Origin of the sequence: Pseudomonas tumuqii (genome assembly GCF_013184545.1) — a bacterium.
Lineage (GTDB): Bacteria > Pseudomonadota > Gammaproteobacteria > Pseudomonadales > Pseudomonadaceae > Aquipseudomonas > Aquipseudomonas tumuqii.
In genome coordinates this window covers 131337-150628 of the sequence record NZ_JAAOJA010000007.1, presented here as the reverse complement: position 1 = coordinate 150628, position 19292 = coordinate 131337, and the positions used below count along the sequence as shown (strand labels likewise).

Sequence of the window (19292 nt, the reverse complement as noted above, 5' to 3'; positions counted from 1 at the left end):
AATCAAAACATCACCCCGAGGTCACGGAACGCCGCCCTGACCCTCCCACAAAAGCCACAAACACCGCCAAACCCTGTAGGAGGCGCGCCCCGCGGCGATAGCGGACATAGTCCGCTCAACAATCAAAAACATCGACCGGAGATCGGGCAACCGTCCTTATCCACGCAACCACTTGATCCATTACCTGCACACAATCTAGACAGCAACCAACCCATCAGCCTGCAATACCGTCCCTGGCGCACACACCACCCCGTCGCCCACCACAACCCGGTACCCCGCGCTACACCCCGCCTGCAACCAGGCCCGGGCGCCAATCTTCACGCCACCGGCCAACTGAACACCAACTCCAAGATGGGCGAAATCACCAAGGCTGGCATCGTGATCGACTGTGGCATTGGCATTGACGATAGCTGCCTCGCCAATCGTCGCATCGACGCCCACCATCGCCAGCGCCATGATCGCCGTGCCCGCACCGATGGTGGCGGCAGCACTGACGCAGGCCCGGGGATGCATCACCGTTACCAAGGGCAGCCCGGCGGCACGAATGGCCCTGACCCATTGTTCGCGCACGGCATTATTGCCAACCGCAGCAATAGCACCCGCCACCTGGATTTCCAGCGCCGCCAACCCTGCCACATCGGACACAACCGGCCAGCCAAAGGTTTCGCGCAACTCTGGCCAACGGTCATCGGCAAAAGCGATTCGCTGCCATTCGCCACTCAGCAGCGCCGCTTCCGCAACCGCCTTGCCGTGCCCGCCTGCGCCGACGACGAGTAACGTGCGCTCGCTCACGTCCGCACCTCCAGCTCACCGGCATGGTATTTCACCGCCAGCCCCAGCAACGGCACATAAGCAATCAACAGCCCCAGCAAACCGTCTACCCCGCCAAGCCCCACCCAAAGCGCAATGGGCAACAGCCAGAGAAGATTGATGCCACCCACGATAAGAGTCACCGGCAAATGCCGACCGACCCGGCGCGAAGCGTACTGATAGGCGTGGCTGCGGTGAGCTTCATACACCTTGTCTCCTCGCAACAGGCGGCGCAGCAAGGTAAAGGTGGCATCGACGATAAACACCCCGAGCAAAATCAACCAGCTCCACAGCAACTGCGGCGCCACCCAGGCCGCCTGCAATGACAGCACGCCCAGGGTAATACCCAAAAAACCGCTGCCGGCGTCGCCCATAAAGATCCGTGCCGGCGGAAAATTCCAGAACAAAAAGCCCGTAACCGCAGCTGCCAGCAACATCGGCATAACCCAAGCCGCAAATGGAGCTGAGCCTGCGATGCCCAACGACACATACAACAAGGCCCCGCCCAGACAGACACAAATCGCCTCGACACTGGCGATGCCATCGATGCCATCCATGAAGTTATACAAATTCAGCAGCCACACCAGATACACCGCCGCCAGCGCATGGCCGAACCAGCCCAGATCAAAGGTGAAGCCGAACATAGCTACCGGCGGCAAGCCACCAAGCCAGAACAGCGCCCAGATAGCCGCAGCGAAATGCCCAAGCAAACGCCAGCGCGCGGCGATATGCCCGTGATCATCGAGAAAGCCCAGTACGGCGATACCCGCCCCAGCGCCCAACAACGCCCAGGCCAACGGCCAAGCGATCAAGCTCATACCTGCCATCAACGGTAAGGCCAGCAGAAAGCTCACCACGATCGCCACACCGCCCCCACGCGGCGTCGGCACCGAGTGCGAACTGCGGGCGTTGGGAATGTCCATCAGGCTGCGGGCCAGGGCGTAACGGCGCAACGCGCCAGTCATGAAAAGCGAAACGCCGACAACCGCCGGCAACAACCACCAGATACTCATTTCGCGTGCTGTTCCAGAAAATGCTTGGCCGTCTTGCGCAGCGCTTCGTCGACGCTGACCGGCGGTGTCCAATTGAGTAACTCACGTGTCTTGCTGATATCGACCTGCAGCGAGCCGCACAGTCGTTGGGAAAGCGCTTTTTTCCCAAGCATCGCTGCGCCCGCTTCGAGCATCCAGCTAGGCACCGGCAACAAGCGCGCCGGCTTCCCCAAGGCAACGCCCATCCTGCGCAATAACTCGCTAGTCGAAAGATCCTCGCCATCGCTGACCAGGAAGGTTTGATTGGCGGCGGCGGGATGGTCGATGCAGGTCACGATCAGATCGACCAGATTGTCCAGGGCAACCAGGCTGCGCCGGTTGTGGATAGCCCCAAATGGCAAAGGCACACCCTTGTGCAGCCAGCTCATCATGCTCAGGAAGTTGGCTTTCACCCCCGGCCCATACACCAGCACCGGACGGATAATCACAACCGCCATCCCGGTTTCGACTGCAAGTGCACGCAGCCCCTGCTCGGCCTCCATCTTGGAAATGCCGTACGGGTCTGCCGGCGCCGGCTGAGCATCGCCGCGGTAAGGCGCAGCTAAAGCGGTGCCTTCACCATTGACCTTGATCGAGCTGATAAAGATAAAGCGGCGTACACCCGCTGCCGCAGCCTGCCGGGCGAGGTTCAAAGTACCCTCGACATTGACCTTGCGAAACTCGGTAAGTGGGTCAGATGACGTATCGTTCATAACATGAACGCGGGCTGCGCAGTGAACAACTATTTCCTGTCCATTAAGCAGCGCCCCCCAGTTCAAAGAACGAGCAAAGTCATCGATCACCTGCACACTGGTCCGTGGATCGACGCCATCGGCCTGTCTGCGCAATACTGCCGTAACCTGGTGTTCAGCCTCTAACAGCTCATTAAGCAGACACCGCCCAACAAAGCCGCTCGCGCCAGTCAATACAATACGCACCGTCAAGTTCTCCTTGCCGAAGCCATGACGTCGCTGGCCATGTCTTTCATGATATTGATCCGCGAAAAATTCTCGACAAAGTCGGCACGTGCCACGGTACGCAACTGTAGTTGCTCAAAAGATTTGACCGCTTCCTCGGCGCAACAGGGCGAAAACGTCACCGCATTACTAATATTGGCGGTCACAAACTCCGAGGCATAACCGGCCACCCCGGCCCATATCGGCTTGCCCAGTGCGGCATACTCGAACAGTTTAGAAGGCAGAACCTTTCTGAATGCGTCGTGATCGTTAAGGTGAAGGAACAGCACATCGGCTGCTTTATATTCATCGATCAAGGCATCCCGGTTAACCGGAGCCAACAGCTCCACATTGCTGCAACCGACCGCAACCAGAGAGTCGGCCAATTGCTTACGCCTGCCACCATCGCCAATCAAGCGGAACCGCAGACGCCCCTCGAAGCGCTTAGCCAAGGCGGGGATAATCGCGTGCAACCCCTGCCCTTCGCCCATGTTCCCTGCATAAACCACATCAAGCACACCTTGGCCAGACTCAACGTCAGCCCCGGGTTGCGCTCGAATAAACTCATCATCAATACCATTGGTGAAAAGTGAAAACTGCTGCTTGGGATAACGGCTTTCGAAATAAGGAAGAAACCCAGCCGAAACCAAGTTTACCTTATCAGCACGACGGATAGTCCAGGATTCCAGCAAGGAGAATACCGGCTTCAAGAACAACGTCACCTTCCTGGGCAACACATCCTTGATCGTATCCACAAAAATATCGCGGATATCCAAGTAAAGAGGCGCACGCAACCGGCTTGCCGCAAACGCACCCAGCGCGGCGGTCATCAGGCGCGAAGAAGTGGCATAGACGAGATCGTATTGCTTACCCTTAACCAGCTTTAACACGCCCCGCGCATAGGAGAGGAAGGCCTTAGACTGATCGATCATGCCACTCTGGTGAGCAGGCAAGGCAACACGGTGAACGGTAAGCCGCGGATGAACCTCATACTCAGGCGCATCGTTAGTAAAGGAGCTATAGCGGTTAGGCAGGGTGGTAATAAGCTCTATCTGTGCATCTGCAGGTAACTGCTCAAGCAACGCTTTAACCAGGGCGCTCGTACGAAAAGAGCCAGCCGAAAGATCCGGATGATAATAAAAACTCAGAATCAAAAGCTTCAAACAGAACCACTCCAACTAATATGCGTCATCAACTTGCCTGAGGAACACTCGGCAACGATGCATTGACAGGGAATCGTCGAACCGAACGTAGGATGCCAGCTTGATGGCTGAAGCTTTACCGAGGAAGCACCCTCGATCACCACGCGAATCTGCTGCCCTTCACCCAGCACAGCAACCAGCGCCTCGCCACTCCACGCAAAAATCACGTCAGGATGCACGTGCAACCTGGCCACAGCATTGCCATAAGCCCCTGTGATCTCATCAATGACCTGACAGCCATTAGCGCTAAAAAGCCACTCTCGCCGATGCAGGTTTTTACCCTTCAGGCGGCGATAGCCCGTGTGGTAGGCGCGAACACGAATCTGCTCAGCATCCGCAGCCAAGGCTTCCAGCACCGGAAAGGCTCGCCTTGCTACACGAAAGCCTGCCCACACCTCCGAGGAGTTCTCCCCCGCCACTTCAACCGTATTATGCGCAGCGGTACTGCGTTGACGATGACGCTCCGCATCTTCCCCGTATCGGGATGTGCCCGAATTGACGAAAATCCGTTGCCCGAAAAGACTTAGCTCAAAGCTGAGCGTATCGGCATGAGCATGCCCTGGCTGATAGTCGGGGCCAACTTTCGCCAGGTCTAACAAGGCTTTGTGGCCGTCCCCTAGATTGATCGCGGCATAACCGCTTTGCGCGTGGTGGATAACGGCAAAAGCCGCTGCCGGACTATTCTCGGCGACGGGCAAGCAGCCGCTTAATCTGGAGGCATAAACCTCCAAGTCGGACAGAAGAGGCGCAATATCGAAGGCGGCATCATTGAAGAATGAAATCCCGCCATCCGGGTGCTGCATACTGCGCAGCCAGAGCAATCCGCGCGTAACCACTGCGCGCCACTCGGGCAGACGCGCCTTTAGCTCAGGCAAATCGACCCGCTCAGCCAAATTCACCAGGTCACACATATCCCACAACAAAGTAGCGTGGTACATGGGCGATAGCTCGAAATGCGCGCCATCTTCAAGAAACTGCTCCTTAACCTCCCGATCGAGAATCTGGAGCCCCTTTGCCAGCCATCGCTCGGCATCTGGCCCGGCCAGATAGCTGCCACCGAATACCAGTGCCTTGCCATTGGCAAACAGATGGTTACCCAGGATGTGATATTCAATCTGCTTGGTAAGCGCCTGCATTTGCATAGCCAGGCTTGCGAGCCAATGCGGCTCCAAAGCCTCCTGGCGAGCAAACCACTTGACCAGATTTACGATCCGCAGCGAAAGCGGATAGGGTTCCCAGCCATTGCCGGACGGCGGCGGATTAGCCTCTATCCATCGGTTCACCAGAGCGCGAGCCAGGGTATTCTGCTCATCGATCCCGACGGCATTCAGGTCGTCCAGATAATGCAGGTTATACAGCCACAGCTTGCTGTGCTGCGCGGCATTCCAACCCAAATCGTCGATACGCCCCTTCGCTCCAAGAAACGAAAACTCGAGGCCATCAGAGGTAGATTGTTGAATAAACCCAGGCGATGCCCATCTCATCGATGATCGCAGGGCCACGTCCTTCACAGGTTCGACCCGCAATGAACGAGCGCGATAATACAGCCGGTAGATGACTTGCTCCGCAGTCAAATACCTCAGCGTACTAGCTAGACGATCGATGTGTTTAAGGCCCATGCCCCAGTCAATCCTTTTGGCTGCGTAGCAAATCGGCCACTTCAATCGAAACCCTGGCCACTTCGAAAATTTCTTCCACGGGAATAGGGTTGTCGCCTCCCGACTGGATAGACTGCAGAAAACGCTTGCAGCATTCCTGCTGGCCTTTGTCTTGCCGCCACAGGTTCATTCGCTTGAAGCCCGGCCAGCCAAAAGCCTTGAGCTTGCGGAAGTTATCCAACTGCAATACACGTCCGGCCGCAAACACCTCGACCCGCTCCTTGGGGAAGCTCGCCGCACCATTGGCCAAATAGTGGATAGTGCCGAAAGAGCCATCGGCAAAACCAAGCGTAATGGCCGCTTTATCCTCCGTAATCGAAACCCCGGGATGATCGCCCATACGGCGACATTGCACGGAAACGATTTCGCTACCAGCCAGGAAGCGCATCAGGTCGATGTAATGGCAGGCTTCACCGATGATGCGTCCACCACCGACCTGATTATCCTGTGTCCAGTGGTCAGCAGGTATGGCTCCGGCATTCATCGTCATCATAAAGGTCTTCGGCTCTTTGACCGTCGCCAGCAATGCCTTCATTTTCTGTACTTGAGGCGCAAAACGGCGATTGAAGCCGACCATTAATCGAGCAGGCTTTCCACTGCTCTGCGCGACCGCATAGGCGGACTCGACGCTCGCCAATTCCTCCGGCGTGATGGCCAGGGGTTTCTCAACGAAAACATGCTTGCCGGCCGCTAACGCAGCCTGAACAAAACGAGCATGAGTATTGTGTTGAGTGACGATAACGACAGTGTTGACCTCAGGATTTTCCAGCATTCCCTGAGTGTCAGTAGTCGCATGAGCAAACCCGGCTTTCTCGCCGTGAATCACCCCATTGATTCCACCCGAGGTAGCGATGGTATGGAACTGCGCACCCGCGGCCTTGAAGGCTGGAATCAGAACCCGTGAGGCATAATTACCTGCGCCAATAAACCCGGTAACTGGTCGCTCGGGGGCAAAGGTGCCACCAGCCGTTAACGGCACCGTGCGCTGATAGCGAGTGCTTGCCTCGCTGCTGTACTTCAACAAAATACCCAGGGCTGATTTGTCCGTAGTCAGCATATCGTAGGCATTGACCGCATCTTCAAAAGCAAAGCAGTGGGTGATCAGCGGCTTAACGTCCAAGCTACCGCTGGCCATCATGTCCAGCACCGCCTCGAAATTACGCTGTTCAGTCCAACGCACAAAGCCATAAGGGTAGTCATGCCCCTGCTGCTCGTAGACAGGGTCATAACGACCGGGTCCGTAAGAACATGAGACCTGGAACGTCAGCTCCTTCTCGTAGAAGTCGGCGCGATTCAGTTCGAGGCCCGTAACGCCAACCAGAACGATGCGCCCGCGCTTGCGGCTCATCCGCGCCGCCTGGATCACCGGATCGCTGGCCTTGGTCGAAGCCGTAATAATGACCCCATCCACGCCATGGCCACGACTGAAAGCCATTCCCGCGGCGACCGGATCTTCTCCTTTTCCGGGATTGCAGGTTTGCGCACCGAACTGGCGAGCCAATTCCAACTTGGACTCATCGAAATCGATGGCTAAGACACGACAGCCCTGGGCACGCAAAAGCTGCACGGTCAGCAACCCGATTAAGCCAACGCCAGTCACGACAAAGGCTTCACCCAAGGTCGGTTCTGCTAAACGGATGCCCTGCAAACCGATACTGGCAACCACGACAAAGGCCGCTTCTTCATCCGCGACCGAGGCCGGTACCTTGGCGCAAAGATTTTTAGGGACGCGAACCACATCGGCATGGGCGCCATTGGATACAACCCGGTCACCAGGTTTGAACCCTTCAGCGCCCTTTCCAACTTCTGCAACCACACCGACATTGCAATAACCCAGAGGCAGCGGTTGCGACAGTTTGGATTGCACCGCATCAACGGTCGTCAGCAACCCATCGGTCTGGATCTTCTCCAGAACCATTTTGACCTTTTCAGGCTGCTGGCGTGCTTTCTCCAGATATGACGCACGACCGAAGTCGACCAGCATTCGCTCGGTACCGGCAGATACCAACGTCACTGTGCTGGAGATAACCAGCGCATCACGCGTTACAAAGGGCGCAGGAGCGCCTTTTAATAGCGTTTCGCCTTTAGCCAAATCTTGTAGAATCTGCTTCATAATTTTCCATCTATATCGAAGCGCGAGCTTGCCTTATTGGCCCTCACCATTTCCATTATTTCCAGCATAAGCTCCGTAGAGCAAAGTACTTCGCTCACATTACGCGTGTCACCATCAAAAGGTTGACTAACAGCCTTTTGATGACCAACATCTTTAGGCCAATAGCGGCGGTTAAATTTCTTATGGCCTAGTTGGAAGCTGGCCCGCCTAAAATCATCAACCTTTACAAACAAACCATCCTGCTGGAAAATAATAGTTTCGCTGATCCCCTCAAAGGGTTCTTCTCTTGCAGTGAGGGTTAGCGTAATCAAATCGCCTCGATCCGAGGTCAAAACTACCGATATGTTATCGTCAGGCGTTTCAATATTAGAATAGGCAATCAGAATATCAAGAAACCTCACCCCGCCAGCGCAATTCAGCAAGTGCCATGAGAGGTCTATCCAATGGCCTAAGTTACCGCACACACGCGTACCTTCGGCGGGCTCTCTATACCAATGATCCTCCGGGATCAAATGCCCCATAACCACACAATTAAGCGTAAAAGCAGTGGGCTTAATGTGCTTCTTTAACTCCTTGACAGCAGCGGAAAACGGACGATTATAACCAAAATAGACTTTTGACTGCGCTTTCAAAATAGCGACTCTTAGCGCCTCGTACTGTTCCCTAGATACGCAGATCGGCTTCTCTATATAAACATCAATCCCCGCATCCAAGCAACGCAGCGCATAATCAGTATGGCTGGCGTGATTAGAGGCAACATAAACCAGTTTCACGTCGGGCAATAAAAATTTACTAGCTGGATTCGTCAGTACAACATCAGCGCCATAGCAGGCCGAAAATGTATTAACTGCCTTCTCATCGATATCAAGAGCAACCTTGATACACTCGCCGTGCCTTTTTGTTAGAAAAAAAGCAATCGTAGAAAATGCAAACTGACCACAGCCCACAACGGCGATAAATTTATCAGAGCGCTTAAAAGGGGACAGCACTAGCTTAAGCCGCAGCGTCCACCTCGTGCGCCCGACAGCCTTAACAAAAGCCCGACCAGGGCCATATATCAAACAGAATCGGAAAAGCTTTCTAAAAAGATCCATGCGTTCACCATATAAATATAAAAACTACCGAGATCTAGCCGGAACGAAAACCCACAAAAACAAAGAAACCGCAATCAAGGACGGATATATAGCAGTGCCAATGACACCGACAATTGGCGAGAAAATCAAAAGCACCATAAACATACTTGAAAAATACAGCGATAGAAAACCACCGCGCCTCAGCATCCACCCCCACGAAAGAGCTCCGGCGAAAAACACAAGAAAAACCGCAATAAAAGCCCCCCAATAACCAAAATCGAGATAGAACGCTCCCGCCAAAGAAAAATAAGTGCCTGCATTGGGGAGCTCATTCAAAATAGATTCAATGGGAATAATTTCCGACCCAAGCTTATTAAAAAACAACGCAAACGGGTACAACTGATATGCCAGTGCGTAGGGTGCACTCTCGGGAATGCCATATTGCAGCAAAATATCGAACTGGTAGAAAGAATGCCCAATATAATAAAAGAACATCGCAAGAATAAAGTAAGGAAACAGAAGAAAAGACGAATCACTCAAATACAGCCAAACATCATCCGGAACAGCAACACCAGGGAGCCCCGAATTGAGGTAACTCAAGACTAACTCATCGCCTCTACCATCAACAGTAAAGCGCGCGACAAACATATAAGAAAATAAAACTAGAAGAGGAATAACGTAAACTATTTTCCTACCCCACTTTGGGGCTGTTCGAGAGAGCTGCCCTGAAACCATACCACCCTTTCGCAAGCAAACGTAATGACATAAACTAAATAAAAAAACAAAAAGCACAGATATCGCAGCGGAGAATCTTCCTCCACCAAGAAACGAAATAGCAAGCCCAAAGAAAAACACCAACTTTATTGCAGCCGCCTTACGCCTCGACAAGTATCGCTTAAAATAAATTCCATAAATATATACTACAACAATAAAAGCGGAGGTAATGGTACTAATAACACCGAATATACTCCCACCCTTAGTATCATCTCCATCACGCGCACGCAGCATACGGTACTCTGCAATCATATTCAGCGAAAACCCTGAAAACCCCACTGAATAATAAAACTTAACAAGAGCAAAAAAAATTGATATTAACGTAAAAAAAATCAGCCAATTGGCTTTCACATTAACACTACGAGCACCATAAGCACCCCCCTCATTTTTTCCCGGGAAAAGCACTCCGACACTACCCAAAAGATAACCAAAAACCGCTACAACGAAAAACAAAAATAGATAAAACTTCGCATCAGCACTTATTGGCTCAAACTCCAAAAAAAAAGTATTTCTCACAGCCACCACTGATAGCCATGAAAGAAACAAAAGGAAAATTGGATAAAACTGTCTTATTAGAATCATTACTTCCACCAACTTTTAGCAACTAAGAAAATCGTCAATCATAATGAGATAACACGCGAATTATCTAAACGAAAAACATACTGTATGGCAAAAAAAGAATAACATGACAGCCAAAACCCACTGAGCGCAGAAATCCAAATATAATCCAACCCACTACTCACCACATAAAGATTCCCCGAAACGGCAAAAATCACGACAACGAACATAGCCACCATCAGAACTTTCTGCTTATTCAAGTAAAATGCCACAGGCGTGATACTACCTGCTGTATAAAAGCCACACAAGCCAACTCCTAAAAACAAGGTCGAAAGGGTTAAACCATGATACTCCTGGAAAAAGTATTGCTGCAAAACAAAAACGCCTATCAATAGCAATAACATACTAACTGCAGATACGAATAAAGCCTGCCGCGAACGCCGTGCAACAAAGACCCCGAAAGGTTTGTTTTTCTTAATCAACTCGCCATAGTCAACACCTGCGGTAAAATTCAGAGATGTTAAAATTAGCGTAGCGCCCGTAGCCAGTTGGAAGGCCAGCATATAAATACCCAACGACTCAGCCGAGTGGTAACGCTCAAGAAAGAAACGATCAACGAATAAAAATAAACTAAAGGCTGCAGTACCTGCAAACAGAGGAAGGCCAATTTTTACCAAATCAACATAGCTGAACATCGGGCGAGCCAAAGCAAGGCGACGCACTAAGCCCCAGCGCCAATTTATCCAAAGTAAAAAAGAAAAGCTAAAAAATCCTAATGCAAACAAAAAAGGACTAATAAACCCTTCAAAATCACTATCCGGCGAACCATAAAGGTAATAATAAAATAGCCCCATCAATAGAGATAGATTCAACGCCCAATCTGGCAACAAGGAAATATAGAACATTCGCTTAACACGTAATACCGGCTCCACCAAAAAAAACGGCAGCAACAAGGAAAAACATATTGCCCCTAAAAAATAAACCTTGTCTATAAAAAAACCGAGTGCAATGGCTACAGCGGAAAACGATAGTAAATGCAAACCATAGCTCAGCACAAAAGCGTCACTACTAAGGGGAGTCTTTTTCGCATCATAAAAGCTATGCATATAACCGCTGATACTGCCTAAATTCCCGAGCAATAGCAGCTTAGCTATAAACATCACGAGAAATACCTGCCCATAAAGAGCAGGCCCCAGAACCCAAGCAGCGAGTAACGCGCTAGCAAACACTAAACAAGCAGTTAATAACCGCTGCCCCGTATACCCCCTCAGGACATCTGATAATACTTTTGCGACGACACCTATATCTAACCGTCTAATCATACCAAGCCACACTCAAATAGAACACTGAGCGACTTCGCCATAGCTTTGCAATCAGTCAGATCTTTTTCCGAATGCTCTGACCATGTACCATTATTCTTGAAATGTCCTGGAAATAACTGGGCCGCTAGATGCTCTATTAACTCGTCCTGCTCCACTGACGTTACGGGCCGAGATTTTACTTGCTGAATATGGGCATAAATCACATTGCTGTCAGTAGCGGGATTAATTTTTAAGAAACGAGAACCATAAAGATAATAAGGATTGCCCAAGCAAATGACGGACTTCCCTCTTAGAGCAGCTTCAAAACCAACACTACCCGTCCAAACCAAGACAGCGTCCGCCACAGCCAAAACTTCATTAGATGCTGTATAGGTTGGTACCACAGTGACTCGCTTATCTGCAGCTAGACGCCGATAGAAGCCAAGAGGCCTAGAAGCCATAACAGAAGGATGCTCTTTTATCACGATCTGAAAAGCACTATGGTACTTAGTAATAAAGCGCTCCAGTTGCGTGTAATAATCAATCACCTCAACATCATTACACCAGTAATCAACGGTAGCCTCAGGCACCATCTGCAATGGAATGTACAGAATCGGTTTATCTATATTCTGTAGAGTCTCCAACCAAGCATTATTCCCCGGATCGGATGGCGGAAAATAGTTGACCAACTGCCGGGAAACTACTTGGGCAGCCCAATAATGATAATTGTACGGATCTTTCAGCAAGTGGCGTTTTATATAAAAGTATGGCACGCGTGCAATATTTGCCGCCCAGCGCCGCAATATTCCTCGCAGTGGACTGGAAAGCGAGCTGGCGTTAAATTCTGGCGCATACAACGGATCCAAGAGTACTTGTTTTACTCCGTGAGTATCACAGGCATCAGCACTAGGGTTGAAAGTAGCTTCCCCCCTAGCAGTGACACGAAAATACCCATTGACAAATGTAGGTACTAGGCCTATGAATTTTACTCCTAGGCGATCACAGTAGTAGCGCAGTAAATCCATTAGATAAGAATCTACCATTAGCGACAAAACAACACTTGGTTGCTCTTTCGCTAATAACTCTTGTATCGCTTGCCCCATAGCCGCCAGATGCCTGATAGCCTCAGGTTTATCTAACGCTCGCAACAGTCGGCAACGAGCAATGAAATCGTCTTGCTCTGTACCTGAAAAATCAGAAACTAAAGAATTATTACTTAAATAAAAATAATAAATAGCAGAGAGCCCAGAAAAATCGACCACAGGGTGTTCGCTGCAAAAAGCTAACGATGCATTAGGGGCAATATTTCCAGCCAAACATTTAAACTGCTTATAATTCCATGGACGCACATAGCATAAAATTTTCATAGATATCCAATAAAATTCTCGGACAAAAATAACAGCGGTACAAGAAGCTTCGCACCAAACCAAAAGATATCAAGTATAGGCACCCGCCTACTAGGTCACCCAAAAATTATGTTTACAACACATGCCGTCCTCACAACTTGGCATCTACACCATTAGAATTTTCCGAAGCTGAAAAGGTGTCGAGCAATATTGGAGGTAAATATCGTTGCTGAGCCTTCCTCTTCGCATACCCCTCAATCAAGCCTGAAGCTTTTGCGGAAACCCACATCACAAGAACAACAGTTACAGAAGCAAGAGAGGACACCAATAGAACATCGCCTTGAACGTACTTGTTTGTGAACACCCATATTAATAGTAGTAATGGGAAGTGAATCAAATAGAGCGTGTAAGAAAAACCCGCCTGCCCAGCGATCTTCTTGACCAACCACGAACGTGTCGCTCCTCTCATCAGATATCTATTATTTAGCAGCAACAACAAAATAAATGAAAAGGCGACTCCAAAGACGAATTTATGACGCCCCCTAATAAATGAGTTCTCATTCAAATAGACTAATACGCCCCACATAAAAAATGTAATGAAACACATGACCATGACGACCACAGTCTTGCGCTCGTGGAATTTATTCATATGAAGAACAGCCGCCAAACAACCAAACAGCCACACTCCAAAACCATATAAAAAAAACACATTCCCTTGAGATACAAGAAACACCAGTACAATCGCAAGAACAACTAAGACATTCCTATTATAGAAAGATAATACAAGCAATCCAGCAATCACATAAAACCAAAATTCCTGTGCGACGGACCACAATGGGCCATTTACAATAGGGCTATTAACATCATCAATAATAGTATTTAAAAAAAAGAAACTTCCGAGGTAATCAACAATATTAAATTCCAATTCACTTCGCGCTAAATATAATTCTTTTCCCGTTGCAAAAAATGTAGAATTATTTGCATCAAAAAAATAAAGCAATCCAAAAGCCACCAGAACCAGTCCTTGGCTAAAAAGCAATGGCGGAAACAACCTTCTCAGCCGACTTTTAAAATACTTAGTAGCATTAAATTCCTTATATCTATTTTTCTTTAAATTCTCATCAATTGAATATGTTATTAAAAACCCACTCAACACAAAGAAAATCATTACACTAAGGGCACCAATTTGCGAATATACGAATGGAAAAATATCATTTCTTTCACTCAACGAAAACGGCATCCAGGTAGGATTTATCAAAATTTGCTGGACATGTGCAACCAAGACAAGAAAAGCACTAGCCCCTCTTAAAAAATCCAGCAACAGCGACTCATCTGGCTTTAACATATTTATTCCGGCTCATTGCCATGGTAATTCGTTGAGATTCACGCACCCAATTATGGCATAGCTACTAATTCAGCACTCACCGCGGTATTGGCTTTAACGTCTGACGTAACAGAACAACCAATTAAATTTCCTAGATACTTCGGGGCTAAACCGAATCCCGGCCGAACACTCCTTATTGAATCGGCAGTAATTATCTCGCCTTTCTTCAACGCTTTTACAAAGTATAGTGACCTTCTGAATTTAGCATTGCCTTGCTCGCTCGACTTTCTTCCGTAATCGACTTTCCCTAATGCGCTCCACGCAACACTACTGTTCTTGCATAGCTCCGCTAGCTCCTTAGGCTCCAGAGAGAAGCTATCGTCAGGACCTCCGCCACTACGATCAAGGGTAAAGTGCTTCTCAATAATAGAAGCCCCCAATGCCACGCTGGTAATGGCCGTAGTATTGTCCAGCGTATGGTCGGACAGACCGGTGACTAAACCAAAACGCTGCGCCATGTCGGATATGATGCGCAGATTGTAATCTTCTGCAGGCGCAGGATAGCCACTTACACAATGCAATATGGCTAATTCTTTACAACCGCCGACGAGTGCAGCGTCAATGGCTTCTTGAATTTCTTCGGCATCTGCCATGCCGGTAGAAATAATCATCGGCTTGCCTGTGCTGGCCACATATTTGATGAGAGGCAAATCAACCGCTTCGAATGATGCGATTTTATAAGCAGGCGCATTTAAATCCTCCAACAAATCGACAGCACTATTGTCGAATGGCGAACTGAAGATGGTAATCTCCATCTTGCGCGCATGTTCGAACAGTGGTTTATGCCAATCCCAAGGCATATGAGCTTCTTGGTAAAGCTGATAGAGCGTTTTGCCCCCCCACAAACCACCATGTATTTGAAACTCTTCGGAATCACAATCAAGCGTGATGGTATCAGCGGTATAAGTCTGCAGCTTAATCGCATCGGCACCAGCTTTTTTGGCTTCTTCGATGATTTTCAATGCTGTTTCCAACTTGCCATTATGATTGGCAGAAAGCTCGGCAATGATATAAGGCGGTACATCCGTAGCAATACGACGGCCGGCAATATTAATAGCGGGTAAAATGGACATAGTCAGATCTCTTAAATATTCGTTTGCCATTCGGAGGCCAGCAGGCCAAAGCACACAACATTGTGATATTTCTGGCCATCGAAGTGCTGGTCGCGCTGAATTCCTTCCTGCTGAAAGCCTAAACGCAGGTGAAATTTTATTGAGCGCTCATTGTAAATTAATGCCTGACCGCAAATTTTATGTAGCCCGGCATGGATGAAAGCGTATTTCAAGGCCGCTTGGCCGAGCTTCCCCCCAGTGCCTTTCGGGGCAGCCGGATCCGTGTAAAAACCCCAGTCGGCTATGCCACCAAGAGCTATCTGATTAATATTGATAAAGCCAAGTGGGACTGCATTACCTTCAAAAATTAGTAGATGACGACTGGGATCTTGGGATACCCGCTCAAACCAGGCTGAGTGCTCAGCGAGACTGATTTCATGCTGGGTATACATGCAGCGACGGACCTCTTTGTGGTTGCGCCACGTCAGCACCAGTTCCAGATCATCACTTGTCATTGGGCGAACCCGTTGCTGATTCGATGCCATCAAAGTCACTTCAGAGGCTCCAAATGTTGAATAACCGCTGTCACGCCACACCCATCAGTTATTCCAGCAGCGACCTGCCCCATGGCTAACCGGGGGATTGATAATGACACCAGCGGGGCCAACAGAGTGGGGAGATATTCAGCAATCTGTTGCTGATCTATTGCCAGTGCAGCGCCAACCCGTTCGAGGCCCTGGGCGACTTGCCGCTGATTATCCGCGAGAACGATCATTACCGTAGGCAGCCCTAGACAACAGCGCTCCCAAGAAGTCGAACCGGCGGCCCCAATCGCCAAGTCACTGTCCGCCATTAACTGAGCCATATTGCTAACGCCAACCCGAATATCGGTAGGCCACGGCATTTGCTCGGCCTGCAATCGCACCTCACTCAGCCATGGGGCGCTAGTACCCATGACTACGGTGATACTGCAGCTCACTGGCAGGTCACAGTGCCTAAGCGCCTGCAGTACTTTGCCTGTCGCGTTGTTCCTATCAACACCTCCCATGTTGACGAGCAAACTGTACATCTGCGGGGTTTCTCGACGCTTGAGGCTGTACTGGCGTAGTGCGGCAAACTCAGGGCGCAACAAAGCGTATTGCGAACCACAGAGTACCCTGCATCCGGCTGGTACCTTCGGTAGGTAGTCATCTGCCTTACGGCCAAAGGTCTGATCCACTAACAAATCGCATGTGTGGGGGCGATCAGCCAGGTCGTCAATAACCATCAGTTTTTGATAGTGCGGCTGCAGCACACTTTCCCAACAAGCATCCAACGCATAGTGGTCGACTATCAACCAGTCGGGCTGCAATTCACTCAGAATCAGTGCGCACTCATCAGCATCCTGCTGTTGTGAAGCGCCTAGCCAGTGGGCATGGGCCAATTGAGCTAGCTCGGTTGACGGTAAGGTACTCGCGCCTCGCGACTCAGCTCTCTCTGCATGCATGACAGAAATGGCATAAGCGCTATAGCCCTTACCTTTTATGTAATCCAGCAGATTGCCCGGATGTTCACGGCAGATAAAATGGCATTCTACGCCTTCGGCTTTAAGGGCATCGGCCAAGGTCAAGCAGCGCATGACATGGCCTGTCCCTATTTGCAACGAGGCGTCGGTACGGAAAACAACGCTAGTCATTAGTCATGCTTTCTGATTGCGCATTATCCATACTGCTTTTGCCATTTCCATATCCTCGTAGTCATCTATATCCACAGCTGAAGTCCAGTGCATTGGATCAAATACATGGCCAGCACCATAAAAAGTTCCTGTCTTTTTCAAAGCAGCAGCCTGCGCTAACCAGATAGCTCCAGTAGGGCAATAAAGCTCTGGTAGATCTTGAGATCTGGCAGAAACTGCCTCTGAAAAAAGCTTCTCACCCTGACCTTGCTCATTGAGACGCAAAGCCCACCAGGGGTTCATCCAGCCAAACTTGAAGCAACTGATTTGAAATGTTGCCTGTTTTCCGTGAAATGCTCCGATGGCCTGCTTAATATCCGCTGCAGTACGTATCGGGCAATTCGGCATCAATTGCACAACTGTGTCAAAATTGGTTCCCCAAAACTCCTCAGCCTGTTTAAGCGACGCTAACGTTGCCTGACTAACCGGGCTATGATCATCGGCACATTCCGTTCTTAAGAACGGCACGCAGGCTCCATGATCCCTGGCTACCTGGGCGATTTCCTCATCATCAGTCGACACCAGAATGCGCTCGAAATAGCCGCTTTTCTGGGCAGCCTCGATGGTCCAAGCGATCATGGGCTTGCCAAAGAAGTCGACTATATTCTTGCGTGGGATACGCTTCGAACCGCCACGCGCTGGAATTATGGCTATGCATTTGCCTACCATATCGTCCACCCGCCATCTGCGCAGATCACTTGGCCGGTCATTGCTGAGCTGGCATCACTAAGTAAAAACTCGATAGGCCCGGGAATCTCCTCTTCACGAAGCATTCGTTGACTAGGCACCAAGCTGGCATAACGTGCCTTGAAGGCTTCATCTACACGCCCTTCAACCCCACCATAAGCCACACAGTTGACGCGGATTTTCTGCTCAGCCAGACGTACAGCTAACTCTTTGGTCAGGTGTGCCAGAGCCGCTTTGGCGACGCCATACTGTATGGGCGATTGCCGGGCATGATCGGTATACAGGGAAGGGTTTGCAGCAACCATTCCATATTGAGAGCCGATATTAACGACGCTTTTCAAGCCGCCACCTTCGAGCTTGGCAAGAGCCATAGTCAATTCATAGGGCACAACCACATCCAGCAGGTATTCAGCCAGGAAGTTCTCTCTTGACACGCTGCCGTCAGGCTCAATGACAAGTGACGTTAAACTTCGGGCGTTATTTACCAAAAAATCGACTGAAATATTTTTTTCGGCCAACTGTTGCATGACGCACGACACACTACTCTCGACACTGAAATCCACCTGAACACCGGTTATCGACCGATTATTTCCGGAGTACGCGCCTACCAGTTTGGCGATTTTTTCTGCTGAGGTGGATGTAAAAACAACCTGCATTCCCTTCTGACAAAAATAATCAACCAATACGGAACCAAACTTCCCTGTGCCACCCGTAATCAGGACTGTACTCACTGTGCGCCCCCCTGCCCTGCTTCTATTATGCCAACAACCTTTCTGTTGAATTCTGGCAACGAGTTGACTGACTTAACGCGCACGCCATCAACAAAATCCTGCAATGCGGCCTTAAATGCACTAAATGAATTTGTGAATACAAGGTCTTTCCAGCCCTTGCTGCCGATAACCCGGATGGATATTGGAGCTACCGCAGATTCGCCGACAGCAAAAAATCGCGTGACCACGCCACTGTCCCAGAGTACGGTCAGCGCCCCACCCTGCGCATTGGCAGCACTTCTTTCTAAGTGGATTATCTTATCTGCGCTAGATAGCATCGCTAGAACAGGCTCGATAATATGCACGGCATACTTGTTCCAGCTTTTGGGTGTAACCGCGTGGATTTCACGTAGCTCACCGATGTCTTGCTGGTCTGACAGTGTCAATTTTAACTCATCACTGTAACGGAGTGCGGAGCAGGTAAATATTTGCCCCGAAAATTTTTCAAGTCGATATAACTCTTCAAATGCAGCAACCGACAAAGCTACAGGTTTGTCTATATAAATAGGTATACCCGCTTCAATAAAAGGTGCTGCAAATTTCAGATGCTGTTCGGCATCATCGCGGGCCAGAAGCACAGCATCCACGACGCCGATCATCTCCTCCGGTCGCTGCACAATATTTTCGATCAAAGCGGCACTTGCGATGTGGCTCGACAGCCCATAATCCTGCGTCCATATATGAGTGACGCAAGCATCTTTGATCTTGGCCTGCGGCCATTCTTGCTGGTCTAAATATTGTGGAATTACTGGAAACCCACAATCTTGCATCTTTTCTTTGTCATAACCATTGAATATCGCCGACCACGAATAGGGGTGGCCATTGCCTTTTGACATCCCTATAACACCAAGCCTTAGCGCCAT

Annotated in this window: 17 protein-coding genes; all 17 read right to left on the bottom strand. The window is 49.9% G+C overall.

Annotated elements, in window-relative coordinates:
• Positions 1-195: 195 nt before the first annotated feature.
• The 17 genes from G9C89_RS25415 to G9C89_RS14625 all read right to left on the bottom strand — a co-directional run bounded on the left by G9C89_RS25415 (position 196) and on the right by G9C89_RS14625 (position 19292).
• Positions 196-792: a PglD-related sugar-binding protein gene (locus G9C89_RS25415; protein ID WP_172149253.1), complete on the bottom strand. Its 597-nt coding sequence runs from the start codon at positions 790-792 to the stop codon at positions 196-198.
• Entirely contained in the window at positions 789-1823 is a 1035-nt protein-coding gene (locus G9C89_RS14700; protein ID WP_172149251.1) for an MraY family glycosyltransferase, read from the bottom strand. The genes G9C89_RS25415 and G9C89_RS14700 overlap by 4 nt, the downstream gene beginning before the upstream one ends.
• Positions 1820-2779: a UDP-glucose 4-epimerase family protein gene (locus G9C89_RS14695; protein ID WP_172149249.1), complete on the bottom strand. Its 960-nt coding sequence runs from the start codon at positions 2777-2779 to the stop codon at positions 1820-1822. The genes G9C89_RS14700 and G9C89_RS14695 overlap by 4 nt, the downstream gene beginning before the upstream one ends.
• A gap of 2 nt (positions 2780-2781) precedes the next feature.
• Positions 2782-3960, bottom strand: coding sequence for a glycosyltransferase family 4 protein (locus G9C89_RS14690; RefSeq protein WP_172149247.1), 1179 nt, complete (start codon positions 3958-3960; stop codon positions 2782-2784).
• The gene (locus G9C89_RS14685) at positions 3957-5618 is read right to left on the bottom strand and encodes a heparinase II/III family protein (RefSeq protein ID WP_172149245.1); all 1662 of its coding nucleotides are present in this window, start codon (positions 5616-5618) and stop codon (positions 3957-3959) included. The genes G9C89_RS14690 and G9C89_RS14685 overlap by 4 nt, the downstream gene beginning before the upstream one ends.
• A gap of 7 nt (positions 5619-5625) precedes the next feature.
• Positions 5626-7770: a bi-domain-containing oxidoreductase gene (locus G9C89_RS14680; RefSeq protein WP_172149243.1), complete on the bottom strand. Its 2145-nt coding sequence runs from the start codon at positions 7768-7770 to the stop codon at positions 5626-5628.
• The gene (locus tag G9C89_RS14675; protein ID WP_172149241.1) at positions 7767-8864 is read right to left on the bottom strand and encodes a Gfo/Idh/MocA family protein; all 1098 of its coding nucleotides are present in this window, start codon (positions 8862-8864) and stop codon (positions 7767-7769) included. Before G9C89_RS14675 ends, G9C89_RS14680 begins: the two co-directional genes overlap by 4 nt.
• Before the next feature lie 24 nt (positions 8865-8888).
• Positions 8889-10199, bottom strand: a complete 1311-nt coding sequence (locus G9C89_RS14670) for an O-antigen polymerase (protein ID WP_172149239.1) — start codon at positions 10197-10199, stop codon at positions 8889-8891.
• A gap of 38 nt (positions 10200-10237) precedes the next feature.
• Positions 10238-11497: a lipopolysaccharide biosynthesis protein gene (locus G9C89_RS14665; protein ID WP_172149237.1), complete on the bottom strand. Its 1260-nt coding sequence runs from the start codon at positions 11495-11497 to the stop codon at positions 10238-10240.
• Positions 11494-12843, bottom strand: coding sequence for a capsular polysaccharide export protein, LipB/KpsS family (locus G9C89_RS14660; protein ID WP_172149235.1), 1350 nt, complete (start codon positions 12841-12843; stop codon positions 11494-11496). Before G9C89_RS14660 ends, G9C89_RS14665 begins: the two co-directional genes overlap by 4 nt.
• A gap of 130 nt (positions 12844-12973) precedes the next feature.
• Positions 12974-14167 carry an acyltransferase family protein gene (locus G9C89_RS14655; protein WP_172149233.1) on the bottom strand — a complete coding sequence of 398 codons (1194 nt, stop codon included), beginning with the start codon at positions 14165-14167 and terminating at the stop codon, positions 12974-12976.
• Positions 14168-14217: 50 nt separating this feature from the next.
• The gene (pseI, locus tag G9C89_RS14650; protein WP_172149231.1) at positions 14218-15279 is read right to left on the bottom strand and encodes a pseudaminic acid synthase; all 1062 of its coding nucleotides are present in this window, start codon (positions 15277-15279) and stop codon (positions 14218-14220) included.
• A gap of 11 nt (positions 15280-15290) precedes the next feature.
• Positions 15291-15803, bottom strand: coding sequence for a UDP-4-amino-4,6-dideoxy-N-acetyl-beta-L-altrosamine N-acetyltransferase (gene pseH, locus G9C89_RS14645; RefSeq protein WP_315852822.1), 513 nt, complete (start codon positions 15801-15803; stop codon positions 15291-15293).
• Between the two features lie 5 nt (positions 15804-15808).
• Entirely contained in the window at positions 15809-16933 is a 1125-nt protein-coding gene (gene pseG, locus G9C89_RS14640; RefSeq protein WP_172149229.1) for a UDP-2,4-diacetamido-2,4,6-trideoxy-beta-L-altropyranose hydrolase, read from the bottom strand.
• A 3-nt stretch (positions 16934-16936) separates the two neighbouring features.
• On the bottom strand, positions 16937-17641 hold the full coding sequence (locus G9C89_RS14635; protein WP_172149449.1) for an acylneuraminate cytidylyltransferase family protein: 705 nt from the start codon (positions 17639-17641) through the stop codon (positions 16937-16939).
• Positions 17635-18390 (bottom strand): SDR family oxidoreductase, encoded by a 756-nt coding sequence (locus G9C89_RS14630; protein ID WP_172149227.1) that lies wholly within the window; start codon positions 18388-18390, stop codon positions 17635-17637. The genes G9C89_RS14635 and G9C89_RS14630 overlap by 7 nt, the downstream gene beginning before the upstream one ends.
• Entirely contained in the window at positions 18387-19292 is a 906-nt protein-coding gene (locus G9C89_RS14625; protein WP_172149225.1) for a Gfo/Idh/MocA family oxidoreductase, read from the bottom strand. Before G9C89_RS14625 ends, G9C89_RS14630 begins: the two co-directional genes overlap by 4 nt.

What these genes read in the sequence shown, in the direction of transcription:
- G9C89_RS14700 (WP_172149251.1), bottom strand. Translation starts at nt 1,823, where the DNA reads ATGAGTATCTGGTGGTTGTTGCCGGCGGTTGTCGGCGTTTCGCTTTTC.
- G9C89_RS14685 (WP_172149245.1), bottom strand. Translation starts at nt 5,618, where the DNA reads ATGGGCCTTAAACACATCGATCGTCTAGCTAGTACGCTGAGGTATTTG.
- G9C89_RS14680 (WP_172149243.1), bottom strand. Translation starts at nt 7,770, where the DNA reads ATGAAGCAGATTCTACAAGATTTGGCTAAAGGCGAAACGCTATTAAAA.
- G9C89_RS14675 (WP_172149241.1), bottom strand. Translation starts at nt 8,864, where the DNA reads ATGGATCTTTTTAGAAAGCTTTTCCGATTCTGTTTGATATATGGCCCT.
- G9C89_RS14670 (WP_172149239.1), bottom strand. Translation starts at nt 10,199, where the DNA reads ATGATTCTAATAAGACAGTTTTATCCAATTTTCCTTTTGTTTCTTTCA.
- G9C89_RS14665 (WP_172149237.1), bottom strand. Translation starts at nt 11,497, where the DNA reads ATGATTAGACGGTTAGATATAGGTGTCGTCGCAAAAGTATTATCAGAT.
- G9C89_RS14660 (WP_172149235.1), bottom strand. Translation starts at nt 12,843, where the DNA reads ATGAAAATTTTATGCTATGTGCGTCCATGGAATTATAAGCAGTTTAAA.
- G9C89_RS14655 (WP_172149233.1), bottom strand. Translation starts at nt 14,167, where the DNA reads ATGTTAAAGCCAGATGAGTCGCTGTTGCTGGATTTTTTAAGAGGGGCT.
- pseI (WP_172149231.1), bottom strand. Translation starts at nt 15,279, where the DNA reads ATGTCCATTTTACCCGCTATTAATATTGCCGGCCGTCGTATTGCTACG.
- pseH (WP_315852822.1), bottom strand. Translation starts at nt 15,803, where the DNA reads ATGGCATCGAATCAGCAACGGGTTCGCCCAATGACAAGTGATGATCTG.
- pseG (WP_172149229.1), bottom strand. Translation starts at nt 16,933, where the DNA reads ATGACTAGCGTTGTTTTCCGTACCGACGCCTCGTTGCAAATAGGGACA.
- G9C89_RS14635 (WP_172149449.1), bottom strand. Translation starts at nt 17,641, where the DNA reads ATGGTAGGCAAATGCATAGCCATAATTCCAGCGCGTGGCGGTTCGAAG.
- G9C89_RS14625 (WP_172149225.1), bottom strand. Translation starts at nt 19,292, where the DNA reads ATGGCGCTAAGGCTTGGTGTTATAGGGATGTCAAAAGGCAATGGCCAC.